10 protein-coding genes are annotated in these 14,651 nt (G+C 39.3%); 6 read left to right on the top strand and 4 right to left on the bottom strand.

From position 1 onward, the window contains the following. The 5 genes from B045_RS0106825 (at position 1) to B045_RS0106805 (ending at position 6,594) form a co-directional block, all read left to right on the top strand. Positions 1-1,626 (top strand): arabinan endo-1,5-alpha-L-arabinosidase, encoded by a 1,626-nt coding sequence (locus B045_RS0106825; protein ID WP_018463528.1) that lies wholly within the window; start codon positions 1-3, stop codon positions 1,624-1,626. A 37-nt stretch (positions 1,627-1,663) separates the two neighbouring features. Continuing rightward, positions 1,664-2,653, top strand: coding sequence for an arabinan endo-1,5-alpha-L-arabinosidase (locus B045_RS0106820; protein WP_025884068.1), 990 nt, complete (start codon positions 1,664-1,666; stop codon positions 2,651-2,653). Between the two features lie 303 nt (positions 2,654-2,956). Beyond that, on the top strand, positions 2,957-3,826 hold the full coding sequence (locus tag B045_RS0106815; protein ID WP_018463526.1) for an electron transfer flavoprotein subunit beta/FixA family protein: 870 nt from the start codon (positions 2,957-2,959) through the stop codon (positions 3,824-3,826). A gap of 13 nt (positions 3,827-3,839) precedes the next feature. Then, a complete protein-coding gene (locus tag B045_RS0106810) occupies positions 3,840-4,862 on the top strand; it encodes an electron transfer flavoprotein subunit alpha/FixB family protein (RefSeq protein WP_018463525.1) in 1,023 nt (340 codons plus the stop codon). 4 nt (positions 4,863-4,866) lie between these two features. Then, on the top strand, positions 4,867-6,594 hold the full coding sequence (locus B045_RS0106805; RefSeq protein ID WP_018463524.1) for an acyl-CoA dehydrogenase family protein: 1,728 nt from the start codon (positions 4,867-4,869) through the stop codon (positions 6,592-6,594). Positions 6,595-7,059: 465 nt separating this feature from the next. On the opposite strand, the gene B045_RS0106800 is transcribed toward B045_RS0106805, so the two are convergent. From B045_RS0106800 to B045_RS0106785, 4 genes are all read right to left on the bottom strand, one after another. Further along, positions 7,060-9,036: an alpha-amylase family glycosyl hydrolase gene (locus B045_RS0106800; protein ID WP_025884070.1), complete on the bottom strand. Its 1,977-nt coding sequence runs from the start codon at positions 9,034-9,036 to the stop codon at positions 7,060-7,062. A gap of 120 nt (positions 9,037-9,156) precedes the next feature. Then, a complete protein-coding gene (locus tag B045_RS0106795) occupies positions 9,157-9,627 on the bottom strand; it encodes a nucleoside deaminase (protein WP_018463522.1) in 471 nt (156 codons plus the stop codon). A gap of 493 nt (positions 9,628-10,120) precedes the next feature. Continuing rightward, on the bottom strand, positions 10,121-11,764 hold the full coding sequence (gene hcp / locus B045_RS0106790; RefSeq protein WP_018463521.1) for a hydroxylamine reductase: 1,644 nt from the start codon (positions 11,762-11,764) through the stop codon (positions 10,121-10,123). Between the two features lie 193 nt (positions 11,765-11,957). After that, positions 11,958-13,088 carry an AAA family ATPase gene (locus B045_RS0106785; protein ID WP_018463520.1) on the bottom strand — a complete coding sequence of 377 codons (1,131 nt, stop codon included), beginning with the start codon at positions 13,086-13,088 and terminating at the stop codon, positions 11,958-11,960. Positions 13,089-13,361: 273 nt separating this feature from the next. Between B045_RS0106785 and B045_RS0106780 the strand changes: the two genes are divergently transcribed. Next, positions 13,362-14,645 carry a metallophosphoesterase family protein gene (locus B045_RS0106780; protein WP_018463519.1) on the top strand — a complete coding sequence of 428 codons (1,284 nt, stop codon included), beginning with the start codon at positions 13,362-13,364 and terminating at the stop codon, positions 14,643-14,645. Positions 14,646-14,651: the final 6 nt, after the last annotated feature.

The following is a 14,651-nucleotide window of genomic DNA, read 5'->3' as shown; positions in this document are numbered from 1 at the left end:
ATGAAATATCTGAATATAATATTGTTGTCATTGAGCAGCCTATTTGCTATAGGCTGCTCAGGTGGCGACACTGTTGACGAAGTCAATAAGACAACACCTACAACTCCAGACAGTCCTGATGATCAGTTGGCAAGTTATGTAGCACCAACATATAATGATGATTATACGTCTATTGCAAGTTGGGATAACCGTAGTAAATGGAATCTCGCTAATGTTCACGATCCTACTGTGATGAAAGCTGATGATGGTTATTACTACATGTATCAGACCGATGCATCATATGGTAATGCGCATATCGGACATGGACATTTCTTTTGTCGTCGTTCCAAGAATCTTGTAGACTGGGAGTTTATGGGAGCCACAATGTCAAGCCTTCCTTCATGGGTTAAGACCAAATTGAATGAGATTCGTGCTAATATGGGGCTATCTGCCAGCACAGTTAATTTCAATGATGAAACACAGTTCGGTTTTTGGGCACCTTGTGTACGCCGTGTCAGCGCGAATCTGTATCGTATGTATTATGTTATCACAATTCCTGGTACAATCAATGGGGATAATACTTGGTCGGAACGTTCTTTCATAGGTATGATGGAAACTGCTACACCATCCAATGTAAGCAGTTGGGTAGATAAAGGATATGTGATTACAAACGCATCAGATAAAGGACTTAATTTTAATGTAAAGTCTAATGATTGGGCTAATTGCTATTTCAAGTATAATGCCATAGATCCTTCATATATCATCACACAAAGTGGTGAACATTGGTTGGTTTATGGTTCATGGCATTCTGGCTTCGCAGCAGTTCAACTTAACTCTTCTACTGGTTTACCGCTTAATGCACTGGGTAATCCATGGGGTACTGATATTTCTGCTTATGGAAAATTGATTAATACTCGTCAGATGGGTAACCGTTGGCAAGCTTCCGAGGCTCCAGAGGTTGTATACCATGATGGTTATTATTATATGTTTATGGCTTACGATGAATTGTCTGTGGCATATAATACACGTGTTGTACGTTCCAAGAATATAGATGGTCCTTACGTGGGTATAGATGGTACTGATGTTACCAACAATGGCGGTGACGCATACCCTATAGTTACGCATCCTTATAAATTCTCAAAAGGTTATGGATGGGTAGGTATATCGCATTGTGCTGTATTCGATGACGGGAATGGTAACTGGTTTTTCTTTTCACAAGGCAGATTCCCTGCTAATGTGGGTGGAAACGCATATAGCAATGCTATTATGATGGGACAGGTACGCAGCATACGCTGGTCAGAAGATGGTTGGCCTGTTGTGATGCCTGAACGTTACGGTGCAGTCCCGCAAGCTGCTATAACAGAGAGCGAACTTGTTGGCAATTGGGAACATATTGATCTAAGTTATAATTACGCTAAACAGGATGTTGCAACGGCAATGACTCTTGATGCTAATCATACAGTTACAGCAGGAACATGGACAGGTGCAACATGGAGTTATGATGCCACAAGTAAAGTGCTTACTGTCAATGGAGTTAAACTCTATCTACAGCGTGAAGTAGATTGGGAGGCTTCTCCTCGTAAAGCTACTATCGTCTATGCAGGTTATAATGGTAAAAAGACATATTGGGGTAAGAAAGTAAACTAAGATCAAGTCAGAAATACTTAATTTAGAATACAGAAGAATGAAACTAAAATTATTGATTACATGTACGGTTTTGCTTTCTTGTTTGATGACAGTGAAAGCAACCGACGGTATTACATCACCATTTGTGCACGATCCTGTGCTCGCTTATGATGGTAGCCGCTATTATATATATTGTACAGGTCAGGGAATACAGGTGTATTCTTCTGCTGATTTAAACAAATGGCGTGATGAGCCTTCTGTATTTGATTCTCCACCACAATGGGCAATGAAAATGGTTCCTGGATATAATGGACATACTTGGGCGCCAGATATCATCTTCTATCAAGGTAAATACCATTTGTTTTACAGTTGTTCTACATTTGGTAAAAATCGTTCAGCAATAGGTCATACAGAGAATGTAACTTTGAATCCTTCTGATCCACGTTATAAATGGGAAGACAAGGGATGCATCGTTAATTCTGTTCCCGGCAGAAACGAATGGAATGCCATAGACCCTAATGTTATCGTAGATGGGGATGGTACTCCATGGATGGCGTTTGGCTCATTTTGGAATGGCATCAAGCTAGTCAAACTTACAACAGAGATGGATGCTGTAGCGCAGCCTGAAGAATGGTATAGTTTGTGCAAAAGAATGAATAATGCGCTACCAGATAGTTTACCTGGGGATGATGCAGTCGAAGCTCCGTTTATTTATCATCGTGGTGGATATTATTATCTTTTTGTATCTTTTGATTATTGTTGCAGGGGATTAAAAAGTAACTATAAAATAGCAATAGGTCGTTCTAAGAATGTAAAGGGTCCTTATCTTGACAGAGATGGTAAGGATATGTTGCGAGGAGGAGGTAGTATTCTTTTGGAGGGTGATCACAAAACTTATGCTGCAGTCGGTCACTGTTCTGTTTATGATTTCTCCGGACACACATATCTTTTTGCTCATGGTTATGAAATACATGACAATGGAATGCCGCATCTTGTGAAGAAAGAATTAAAATGGAATGATGAAGGATGGCCTATTATAATTCCTTGAAGATGTTTGAATAGAAAGTTTTAGAAATATCGATTAATCGTATTTTTGACTTGAGTATAAGGGATGATGGGCTGTGAAGTCAACCATCCCTTTTTTCATCTTCATAATCCCTTAAAAGAACAATGTAATCGCATAAATATCATGTTATAAATCATACTTTATACCTTATTTTTTAAATTGCACAAAAAGCCTATTCTGTGCACAAAGGGGTTGATTTTGTGCATTTTATTTGGTGCGCTTATAAAAAATAAGTAATTTTGCGACCAGCTTTGAAGCAAAATACACAATTATATATAATAATTTATGAAATTGAAAATCGTTGTACTTGCTAAGCAAGTACCTGACACACGAAATGTGGGAAAGGATGCAATGACAGCAGAAGGCACCGTAAATCGTGCTGCTCTTCCTGCTATCTTTAATCCTGAAGATTTAAATGCCTTGGAGCAGGCTCTTCGTTTGAAGGACCAGAATCCAGGCTCAACAGTTGGAATTCTCACAATGGGCCCTCCACGTGCTGGCGAAATCATTCGTCAGGGACTATATCGTGGAACCGATACCGGTTGGTTGCTTACCGACCGCCTCTTTGCCGGTGCTGATACATTGGCAACTTCTTATGCTTTGGCAACAGGTATAAAGAAAATAGGTGACGTTGATATAGTAATAGGTGGTCGTCAGGCTATTGATGGCGATACTGCACAGGTTGGCCCACAGGTAGCACAGAAGCTGGGACTTAATCAGGTTACTTATGCAGAGGAAATAATAAAGGTAGAAGATGGTAAAGCTACAATCCGTCGTCATATTGACGGTGGCGTTGAGACAGTTGAGGCTCCTTTACCAGTTGTAGTTACCGTAAACGGAAGTGCAGCTCCTTGTCGTCCATGCAACGCAAAACTTGTAATGAAATACAAATATGCTACTTGCCCTATGGAACGTAAGGGTGACGAGCCTTGGACAGAGCTTTATGCTGAGCGTCCTTATCTAACCCTTAATCAGTGGTCTGTTGCTGATGTTGATGGTGATGCAAAACAGTGTGGTCTTAGCGGTTCACCAACAAAGGTGAAAGCTGTAAAGAATATTGTATTCCAGGCTAAAGAGAGCAAGACCCTTACAGGCTGTGATGCAGATGTAGAGGGACTTATCACGGAATTATTGGACGAAAAGATTATTGGTTAATAGTAGTAGACTTATGAATAACGTATTTGTATATTGCGAGATCGAAGGCACTACTGTTGCCGAGGTATCTCAGGAATTACTCACTAAGGGTCGCAAGCTAGCTAACGAACTTGGTGTAGAACTTGAAGCCGTTGTTGCCGGTACTGGCATCAAAGATAAGGTAGAAAGTCAGATCTTGCCTTATGGTGTTGATAAATTGTTTGTTTTTGATGAAGAGGGATTGTTCCCTTATACATCAGCTCCTCATACTGATATATTGGTAAACTTGTTTAAGGAAGAGAAACCACAGATATGCCTTATGGGCGCAACCGTTATCGGTCGTGACCTTGGTCCTCGTGTAAGTTCTTCACTTACTTCAGGTCTTACAGCCGATTGTACACAGCTTGAGATTGGTAGCTATGAAGATAAGAAGACTGGTAAGCTTTATGAAGGTCTGTTGTATCAGATTCGTCCTGCTTTCGGTGGTAATATAGTTGCTACAATCGTTAACCCTGATCATCGTCCACAGATGGCGACTGTACGTTCAGGCGTAATGCAGCAGGCTATTTATGATGGTAAGGCAAAAAATGAGGTCGTTTATGCTGACGTAGCAAAATATGTACCTACAACAGATTTCGTTGTAAAGGTTCTCGATCGTCACGTTGAGGCTGCAAAGCATAATCTTAAAGGTGCTCCTATCGTTGTAGCTGGTGGTTACGGTGTAGGAAGTAAAGAAGGTTTCAATCAGTTGTTCTTGCTTGCCAAGGAACTTCATGGAGAGGTTGGCGCAAGCCGTGCCGCCGTTGATGCTGGTTGGATAGACTCTGATCGTCAGATAGGACAGACTGGTCTTACAGTTCATCCTAAGGTATATATCGCTTGCGGTATCTCTGGTCAGATTCAGCATATCGCCGGTATGCAGGATTCTGGTATCATAATCTCTATCAACAATGATCCTGATGCTCCAATCAATAAGATTGCTGATTACATCATTAATGGTACTGTTGAAGCGGTTGTTCCAAAGCTAATAAAGTATTACAAACAGAATAGTAAATAATAAAATGGCAAACTATTATACAGATCATCCAGAGATTGGATTCCACTTGAATCATCCTCTGATGAAGCGCATCGTTGAACTCAAAGAGCGCAACTATGCAGACAAAGAGAATTTCGATGATGCCCCTGTCAACTATGAAGACGCTATAGAGAACTATAAGCGTATTCTTGATATTACAGGAGATGTAGCTGCAAATATCGTTGAGCCTAACTCTGAAAGTGTAGACCTTGAAGGTCCACATCTTGAGAATGGCAGAATGATTTATGCCAGCAAGACATTCGAGAACCTTGACGCTACCCGTAAGGCTGGTCTTTGGGGAATCTCTATGCCAAGACGTTATGGCGGTCTTAACTTGCCTAACATCACATTCTCTATGCTCAGTGAAGTTATATCTGCAGCTGATGCTGGTTTCCAGAATGTATGGTCACTCCAGTCTTGTATCGATACTCTTTATGAGTTTGGTTCAGAGGAGCAGCGCCAGAAGTATATTCCACGTATAGCAGCAGGTGAAACAATGTCTATGGACCTTACAGAGCCTGATGCAGGTTCTGACCTTCAGCGCGTAATGCTTAAGGCTACACAGGACGCAGACGGTACATGGCGTTTGAACGGTGTTAAGCGTTTCATCACTAATGGTGACTCTGATATTCACTTGGTTCTTGCTCGTTCTGAGGAAGGTACTAAGGATGGACGTGGCTTGTCTATGTTTATCTATGATAAGCGTGATGGCGGTGTTGACGTTCGTCACATCGAGCACAAGCTTGGTATTCACGGTTCACCAACATGTGAGCTTGTTTACAAGAATGCTAAGGCTGAAATTTGTGGTAACACTCGTCTAGGACTTATCAAGTATGTCATGGCACTTATGAATGGTGCTCGTCTTGGTATTGCAGCACAGTCTGTTGGTGTTGAGCAGGAGGCTTACAATGAGGGTCTTGCTTATGCTCAGGAGCGTGCACAGTTCGGACAGAAGATTGTTGAATTCCCAGCAGTTTATGATATGTTGTCTCGTATGAAGGCTAAACTTGACGCTGGTCGTTCACTTCTTTATCAGACAGCTCGCTACGTAGATATCTACAAGGCTTTGGAAGATATTTCACGTGAGCGCAAGCTAACTCCAGAGGAGCGCGCTGAGATGAAGACATATACTCGTCTTGCTGATGCTTTCACACCTATCGCTAAGGGTATGAACTCTGAATATGCAACTCAAAACTCTTATGATGCTATTAGCATTCATGGTGGTTCTGGTTTCATTATGGAGTATAAGAGTCAGCGTTTGTACCGTGATGCTCGTATCTTCTCTATCTATGAGGGTACAACACAGCTTCAGGTTGTTGCAGCTGTTCGCTACATCACTAACGGCACATATCTTTCTATCATTAAGGATATGCTTCAGACTGAGGTTTGCGACTGCGTTAAGCCATTGCAGACACGTGTAGCAAAACTTGTTGATCTATACGAAGATGCTCTTAACTATGTTAAGGAAGCAAACAATCAGGATATGCACGATTTCCTTGCTCGTCGTCTTTATGATATGACAGCAGAGATAATCATGTCACTGCTTATCATTGAGGATGCTACACGTGCTCCAGAACTCTTCAAGAAGAGTGCAAACGTTTATGTTCGCATGACTGAGGAAGATATTATTGGTAAGGTTGCTTACATTAAGTCATTCACTGTTGAGGACCTCAAGAGCTTTACGGTTCAGGAAGAGGCTCCTGTAGCTGAATAATTTATTATAAAATACAAATAAAAGGCGCATCTTATTAGATGCGCCTTTATTGTTTCTTCTTATTATCACACTTTTTCGAGGATACTTCAAAGCATTTTACACATTTTTTCGAGGATAGAAATTGCAATTTACAACACTTTTTCGAGGATACTTTGATGTGAATTCCACACTTTTTCGAGGATAGCCTGTGTTTCTTACTGCATTTTTTCGAAGATCATAGTAACACGTATTACATTGTAATGCTATATTAACACGGTCTTAATTGAGTTGTAATATACGTTAAGTACATTTACAGCGTAAAATAAACGATTAATATTTATTATTATGAACAATGTATTGAAAATATGGAATGCAATGTTGGCAGTATCTGCAGTAGTAACGTTTATACTAATCACGATATTGTTTATGCTAATAAGATAAACAATATCGTTATGTATTCGTGAACTGAATGGGGTAGAGGTTGGATTATTTCACAACCAACTTCTTCCCTTGATGTATGTAAATTCCTTTTTGTGTAGGTTTGGCTGTAAGGCGCATACCTTCAAGGTTATACCATGCATTATTTGTAGATACACTGTTGTTGTTTGTTGTGATATTGTCTATTCCTGTAACAACAGAAGTGATGTCATTTGCTGAATATTTGCCGTTTACCAAGCTTGAAATCTCGTAATAGGTATCTTCACTTATTGGACCTAGATCAACAGTCTGTAATTTACCACTGCCTTGATCAAATATTATATTGAAGGTGTATCCAGCCGAATTTACGTCAAACGTCTTATAATAATATGTATTACCGTCAATAACCTTACTGTCGGTAACAGTGTTTCCAGGCCAAGCTCCATTGAGATTCCCCGTGCTATCCCAAGCATAGAAGTAAAGAGCTGACCATGAAGGGTCTTTAAGATATACTGTAGCCTTGTGAGCGGTGAAAGGCTTTACTATATAGTCACGTGTGATAATGCTTGATACAGCACCATCTTTCAGCAATCCCACTTTCAACGTCTCGCTTGATGAAATATTTATTTTACTGCCGCTAGCTAGTTGTTCACTGCTTGTTGTTGGATTTGTTCCGTCAAGGGTATAAACAAGTTTGGCATTTGCATTCTCTGACGCAGCTGTTACAGTTACATCAAATGCAGCAGAATATGTTCCCGAAGCTTTATCTGCGAAAGCAAGTTCGGCTTTGTTCTCCATAAAGTATTTATAGTGATAACCAGAAAGAATGTTTGTATATCCTGTTGGCACATACGTATTTACGTCGAACCCTACAACAACAATCATATTGTGGTCGCCTTCCACTCTGTTTGCGTAGTGGAGTTGGCTGTTTGCCATATTTGTATATGTACTTGTGTTCTTAATTCCGGCAGCCTTTCGTGCGTCAATCATAGACTTTATCTCCTGCTTATATGCTTTCCAGTGAGGCAGAAAAACGCAAGGAGTTCCAGGCATAGCCAGCAGATAGGCATTTGTAGCCAATGTATCTTTTTTTATAGGGTCAAGTGTTTCTGTAGCACTGCGATATTGCGTATCGTGGTTCTCCACGAAAGTCACAGCATATTGACTGTAGTTTACATCGTGAACCAAATTGTTTGTACTGTTCAGTTTTGACCAGTCGTTGTTGTTCACTGCATCTCTGACATTATATCTGAATTGGAAGTCAAATGCTGCACTCTTCTTGTTCGTATTATTGATCCATGCCTCTATAGTAGAGTTTGAATCCCAACATTCACCTACCGAATAACTAACTCCTGCTGCATCGTTATAGTCAGCTACATGACTGGCATTGAATCCCTTTACCATGTCATATCTGAAGCCAGTATATCCAAGGTCATTGATAAGGAAATTCTCATACGCCTTAATAATAGTCTGCACGTTTGCACTCTTGTGATCAAGGTCACGGCATCCACTCCAGTCTTCGCCTTCATCATTATTACTGCTTAGGCTTATTCCTTTTGAGTCAGCCCACGTCTTAGTTGCTCCTCCGTCGTCATTGGCAACAATGTCTGTAGGCAGCATCTGATAGGTAACGCCGTTGTATGTTTCAGAAGGATAATCAACCCATGAACCGTTTACTCCAAGATTGTTTCTGTGGTTCACCACCACATCTGCAATCGTTCCAAGCCCCTTATCTTTAAAAGTCTTTATCATTGACTTTAGTTCGGTTTGCGTTCCGAAACTGCTGTTTTGATCAAAGTAATATACAGGCAAATATCCCATTACATTACCTGTTGTATTGCAGTTACCACTTTGTGGAACCCAAATCAGATTAAAGTATTGTGACAGCTCATCAGCCTGACTTTCGAGATTAGTCCATTTTGTGTCAGTGTAAGAGTCCCAGTAAAAGCCTTGTAGCATCACCCCTCCGTAGTTGGCTGGCCAACCTTGCGCAAATGCACAAATACTTAGGATACAATTAAATATGATTACATATATTCGCTTCATAATATTATAATTATAGTTTATGTTGCGAATATACAACTTATTTCAGTGCAATCGTTTCCACAATGCTAATCAATTAATTAAAATTGTATGCAAACGATTGCACTGCGCCGTGCAAAGACCTTAGTATTCTATCTTATCGTCTTTTTTCGCCCAGTCTTCGAAAGTCTTTATAGCCTCTTCTCTGAGCATTTGTTCAGATGGTTTCTTTCTCTTGTTAGGGGAAAGCGCAATTTCGTCATAGATGAATGAGTCGTCAAAGTCAATGTTCTTTGCGTCTTCTTTTGTGTTGGCATAATATATCTTGTCAAGATGTGCCCAGTATATTGCACCAAGACACATAGGACAAGGCTCGCACGATGTGTATATAGAGCATCCTTCCAAAGAGAATGTACCCAGTTTCTTTCCTGCCAATCTTATTGCGCTTACCTCTGCATGAGCTGTTGGGTCGTGATTAGCTGTAACACGGTTTACTCCGGTAGAAATAATATTACCGTTTTTATCTGCAATTACGGCACCGAAAGGTCCACCGCCATTTCTTACATTTTCGTTTGCCAAGCTTATTGCTTCGCGCATCAATTCTTTTGTCGTCATAATATTTTAATAATAGGGTCGTCTAAGGTACTGCAAATTGGGGAAAATACAAAATAAAACACAAACTTTTTTGTTTTATACCCCTTGTGAGTCTTTTAGTTACTAGTGGTGATGTCAATTTGCTTTTTATATAAACCCTCATAGAAATATCTATATATCAAGTAGAATTAGCAATAATCGTTATCTGTGTTTGAAGCATAATAATCATGTGAGGAAACAAAAAATGCTTAATCATCATTTGTGATATGATATTGTGATACGCTGTTCGTTGAACAAAAGTGCCAGTTTGCTGAATTAATTTCCTGTGTATTGTAGAAACAACTACCTTTGCTGTATAATAAAACGAACAATAATTTTTTTTATGAGATAGGATTTACATTATTAGGATTAGTTATTAGTTTTTTTTGAGAAAAAGTCTTTGTCCCCAAGCTTCACAGTGATGTGCAACTTGGGGACAGTATTTTATTTACGAGTCAACAAAAACGTAACTCTATTACATTCCAAATATCTTCAGATCGTCTTCTACGGTTGTTATTCCGGCAATACCGAATTGTTCAACAAGCACGTTAGCAACGTTTGCAGAAAGGAATGCAGGTAGAGATGGACCTAGATGTATATTCTTCACGCCCAGACTGAGCAGTGCCAACAAAACAATTACAGCCTTCTGCTCATACCATGCGATGTTGTATGCTATTGGCAACTTGTTGATGTCGTCAAGTCCAAACACCTCTTGCAGTTTCATTGCTATTACGGCAAGTGAGTAACTATCGTTGCATTGTCCTGCGTCGAGCACTCTTGGAATACCGTTGATGTCGCCGAGTTCAAGTTTGTTGTATTTGTATTTTGCGCATCCAGCAGTAAGTATCACTGCGTCTTTTGGCAAAGCCTTAGCGAAGTCTGTGTAATAGTTTCTGCTCTTCATTCGTCCGTCACAGCCAGCCATAACGACAAACTTCTTGATGTCTCCGTTCTTCACAGCCTCTACAATTTTGTCGGCTAGTGCAAGCACCTGATTGTGAGCAAATCCTCCCAATATCTCTCCGTGTTCTATTTCTGTAGGTGCGTTGCATTGGCGAGCAGCCTCGATAACTTCTGTGAAGTCTTTGTGTCCGTCGCTTCCTGCCTCTATGTGTTTACATCCTGGGAAACCAGTACTGTTCATTGTAAACATGCGCTCCTTGTAGTTTGCGTTTGCAAGAGGAGGAACGATACAGTTTGTTGTAAATACAACAGGACCATTGAAACTAGAGAATTCCTCTCTTTGTTTCCACCATGCGTTTCCGTAGTTACCTACAAGATGCTTATATTTCTTCAGTTGTGGGTAATAATGAGCAGGTAGCATTTCACCGTGAGTGTACACGTCAATGCCCGTACCATCAGTCTGTTTTAGCAAGTCTTCAATATCGTGCAAGTCGTGACCGCTAATCAGTATACCAGGGTTTTTACCAACTCCGATGTTCACCTTTGTTATTTCAGGATTACCATAGCTCTTAGTATTTGCTTCATCAAGCATAGCCATAGCTTTCACTCCAGCTTTACCTGTTTCCAATACAAGGTTGAATAGTTCTTCCTGTCCAGCATTAGGATTTGTTATTGTTGCAAGTGCGTCACATGTAAAGTTAATCAGTTCCTTATCAGTGAATCCCAGTCTTGCTGCATGTTCATAATAAGCTGCAAGTCCTTTAAGTCCATAAACAGTAAGTTCTTTCAATGAACGGATGTCTTCGTTTTCAGTTCTCAGCACGCCAACCTTTTTATATGCTTCATCATACGAACTCTTGTCGCCGTTCCATTTCAGTTCTTCATAATCAGGCAATGTAATGCCATCAGCCTTAGCTATCAGTTTGTTTCTTATCTCAATACCTTTCTCTATGCGGGCAGCAATACTGTCATCGTCAAAGTTAGCATTAGTGATGGTGCAGAATAAAGCGTCAATCACAAAGTCGTTCACGCAGTCACAAGTGGTCTTACCTGTTTTGCGAAGTTCGCTATCTACAACTGCCACACCTCTTACTACAGCGAGCAGCAAGTCCATATACTCTGAAGTCTGTGGTTGTTTTCCGCAAACGCCTTTCAACACGCATCCAGTTCCATTAGCTGTTTCCTGGCATTGGTAACAAAACATTTTATCGTCCATAATCTATTTATTATATTAATAATGTTATATCTAATCAGTAAATCTACTTTTTGTGTATATTTCTGATTTCGGATGCAAATGTATTTGTTATAAAATAGATGCTAGGTCACATATGTTACTTGACGATGATAAAAAAAGTTAAATAGGCTGTTGCCGATTTTGAATGATGTTCATGTGTTACGTATGTTTGTTCTCAGAATTCCCTTTCTAGCCAGCGTGACATGAATACATCATACACAGAATAATATGTACCATCTTTAGTTACTACATCCGACAGTAGTTCTTTCTCACACAACGAATTCACCAAACGTTTAGATGTAGATGGAGTGCCGATATCATATTTGGCAAGAAAAGCCTTTGCTGTTATCTGCGTTACCTGTCCTTCCTTAGCTACGGCTATAAGATAATTCCATTGAGTGTTAGTTAGCATTTGTCTGTATTGCAGATACAACATTTCGTTTTGCTGTAATATTTCCAGACATGCCATTTTCACGTTATCAATTTTCACCTCCTTTGCTCCGTCGGCAAATATCGTGTGACAGAGACTTTGTGTGTAATATGTATGTTGTCTGGTCCAGTCTAGTATATAGTCAACAGTTTCATCGGTGATAGTTCTGTCGTTGTCATCAAACATCTTTTTGATGAATAATCTATAATTTTCTTTCGCAATCTTATTTATAGATAAAAAAGCCGTACTAGAATAAAATGGTTTCTTAGCATTGGCAAATATATCCGTCATAAGATGTTTTTTACTTCCGCAGAAAATGAAATGCACGTTTTTAAGTGTCTGCATATATGTGCGTAGTAGTGCTTCAATGTTTTGTTCTGGGTATTCGCGTATTTGCTGGAACTCATCATATGCAAGAAGAATATGGATGTTCTGTTGATCTAAAAACTCAAACAGCTCTTTTAATGTGTGTTCCTTTTCTGCAACACCTTGATAGCCAATCTGCAATTGAACCTCACCAGTAAGTGCATCAAATGAGAATTGTGGACGCAGTGATTTAATGAACTTCATGAATTTTTTTCCAAGTTTGCTTTCCTGAGGGAATGCTCTTAGTACAGCTTCTGCTGTCAGTTTAATAAAATCAGCTATTGTGCGAGAGGCGTAAATATCCACGTACACTGGCAAAATGTCAAGTGACTGAATCTTAATTTCATCAAACAAACGATATATAAGTCCTGTCTTACCCATTCTACGAAGTGATACGATAGTCGTATCTGTGTCGTTCTCAAAGTTACGGATAAGTATTTCCAGCTCTTTCTCACGATCACAGAACAGCTCTTTTGACTTGTATGATTTTATAACAAAGGGATTTTCCATATTATTTATGTTTTAATACGATTGCAAATATAATGATTTATTTTGATTACGCAAAATGTGTTACGCAAAATGTGTAACGCATTCTGCGTAATGCCTTTTATCGATGTTTCCAACTGAATATAATCAGCAATAATCATTGTCAAGATTTCTTTTTGTGTCACTAAGTAAAATATCGTTCAGCTTTCTTAAAACAACTTTAATATAATCTAAATGAATTCTAAATCTTATTGTAATTTTAAGTATATATTTTTGCATTGTACTAAATAAAGAAAAATGGAAATAATCAAAAAAATTTGGACATGTATTTTGTCGTTTTTATTAGTTGCCCCGTCATCGGTGGCTCAAGTGCAGATGGCTGTCGTTTCAGATGTGCACGTAATGTCTCCATCTCTTTTGAAGGAAGACGGAAAGGCTTTTTCCGATTATATAAGCCAAGATAGGAAAATGCTTCGTGAGTCTGCATCATTATTAAATGCATTTACGGATAGCATTCTGCATTCATCAGTTAAGTATCTCCTAATACCGGGTGATTTAACTAAGGATGGCGAGTTGGTGTCTCATCGTTATTTGATTGATAATTGTTTGAGCAGACTAAGAAATGCTGGCATTACCATACTTGTTATTCCTGGTAATCACGATGTGAATAATCCTCATGCGGTGGAATATGATGGCAATACTAAAACAAGGGTAGCAACAATATCGCGTTCTGAATTTGCGCAAATCTATAAAGATTATGGGTATGGTCAGGCAATAGCTCGTGATACAGCTTCTCTCTCTTATGTGTATCAGCTTACTCCAAGATTGCGCATTCTTGCTTTAGACGCTACTGAATCAGATCAAAATGATTTTAATAAAGATATTTGTGTCACTCCAGGAAGGCTAAGACCTGCCACATTATTATTTATTAAAGAACAGTTGGCTAATGCTAAGAAGCAAGGCATTACCGTTATCGGAATGATGCATCATGGCTTGCTTGAACATTGGCAATACCAGAATAAGATGATACCGGGCTATGTAATAGACAACAATCTGCCAATAGCTTCGATGATGCATAAAGAAGGTTTGAAAGTTATGCTTACAGGGCATTCCCACGCACAGGATATCACGCAATATAAAGGCATATATGATGTTGAAACGGGTTCCTTGGTTAGTTATCCCTCGCCATATAGATTAATCACGATACAAGGTGATAAAATGAAAATCACGACACACCATATTAATACAATAGATAGCTATTCAGGTAAGATTAGTTTTAAGGATTATTCTAAAAGCTATGAAACTAGAGGGTTTAACAATTTCTTGCAGAAAGTTATTCCTATGCAGATGCCCGATTCCGTAAGGACCAAAGCAATCGACTTTCTCTCAGAAATGATGATTAAAAATTATTATGGCGATGAGAAAATAACCGATGCAGAAGAAGCACAAAGAGTTCAGATTGCAAATATGATTAGGAAGGATTACTCATTTAAATGGAGTCTCATATTCAGACGAGTTGCAAAGGCTATTGGCAACGACACTCTACCAGCTGATAATGATTTCAGTATTGATATAAAATAGAATGAA

Source organism: Segatella paludivivens DSM 17968 = JCM 13650 (assembly GCF_000373185.1).
Classification (GTDB): domain Bacteria; phylum Bacteroidota; class Bacteroidia; order Bacteroidales; family Bacteroidaceae; genus Prevotella; species Prevotella paludivivens.
The sequence above is the reverse complement of the archived record's forward strand: the minus strand, read 5'-3'. Positions and strand labels throughout refer to the sequence as shown.

Bases quoted from the DNA above. Each gene is read 5' to 3' on its own strand.
- B045_RS0106795 (WP_018463522.1), bottom strand. From the start codon at position 9,627: ATGACGACAAAAGAATTGATGCGCGAAGCAATAAGCTTGGCAAACGAA.
- hcp (WP_018463521.1), bottom strand. From the start codon at position 11,764: ATGGACGATAAAATGTTTTGTTACCAATGCCAGGAAACAGCTAATGGA.
- B045_RS0106810 (WP_018463525.1), top strand. From the start codon at position 3,840: ATGAATAACGTATTTGTATATTGCGAGATCGAAGGCACTACTGTTGCC.
- B045_RS0106825 (WP_018463528.1), top strand. From the start codon at position 1: ATGAAATATCTGAATATAATATTGTTGTCATTGAGCAGCCTATTTGCT.
- B045_RS0106785 (WP_018463520.1), bottom strand. From the start codon at position 13,088: ATGGAAAATCCCTTTGTTATAAAATCATACAAGTCAAAAGAGCTGTTC.
- B045_RS0106805 (WP_018463524.1), top strand. From the start codon at position 4,867: ATGGCAAACTATTATACAGATCATCCAGAGATTGGATTCCACTTGAAT.
- B045_RS0106815 (WP_018463526.1), top strand. From the start codon at position 2,957: ATGAAATTGAAAATCGTTGTACTTGCTAAGCAAGTACCTGACACACGA.
- B045_RS0106820 (WP_025884068.1), top strand. From the start codon at position 1,664: ATGAAACTAAAATTATTGATTACATGTACGGTTTTGCTTTCTTGTTTG.
- B045_RS0106800 (WP_025884070.1), bottom strand. From the start codon at position 9,036: ATGAAGCGAATATATGTAATCATATTTAATTGTATCCTAAGTATTTGT.
- B045_RS0106780 (WP_018463519.1), top strand. From the start codon at position 13,362: ATGGAAATAATCAAAAAAATTTGGACATGTATTTTGTCGTTTTTATTA.